This window comes from Mesorhizobium sp. M7A.F.Ca.MR.148.00.0.0, assembly GCF_003997735.1.
Taxonomy (GTDB): domain Bacteria; phylum Pseudomonadota; class Alphaproteobacteria; order Rhizobiales; family Rhizobiaceae; genus Mesorhizobium.
In genome coordinates, this window is record NZ_RZTB01000393.1 from 1 (window position 1) to 492 (window position 492).

General features: G+C 62.6%; 1 pseudogene. It reads right to left on the minus strand.

Going from position 1 to position 492, the window contains the following annotated elements:
* Positions 1-492 (minus strand): annotated as a pseudogene (locus EOB49_RS34670) (Asp/Glu racemase); the annotation flags it as partial.

Genomic DNA, 492 nt, shown 5'->3' on the forward strand with positions numbered 1-492 from the left:
GGGCAACGCGCATGCTGGTGCAGGAAACGAACACCGCCTCACAGTCGCTCGACGCGCCGATCTCCAAAATGGCCTGCTTGACCGATGCCGGTGTGATGCGTGCAACGACATTGTCATCCGCCTCGTTGAAGGAGCCCATGACCGGAATATCCATCCCCCGCGCCATCAGCGATGCCCGCAAGGAATGATTGATTTTCGCCAAGTAAGGGGTGAGCAGCGCGATCCGCGAGACGCCCAGGGCCTTCAGCGCCGCCCTTGCCGCCGTCACCGGGTTGGTCACTTGCACCCCCGGCAGCACCTCGTGAACGCGTTCGGCGACCTTGTGCTCGCCGATAACCAGCGCTCCCGAGGTGCAGGCAAAACCGATCACATCGAACTTGACGTCCGGCAAGAGCCCGACGGTTCCCGGGATGACGGCCGACATCTTCATCAGGTTTTCCGGCGTGATCTCGACATCGCTGTAGAGCCGCGCCTCGTACAGCGCGATGTCGC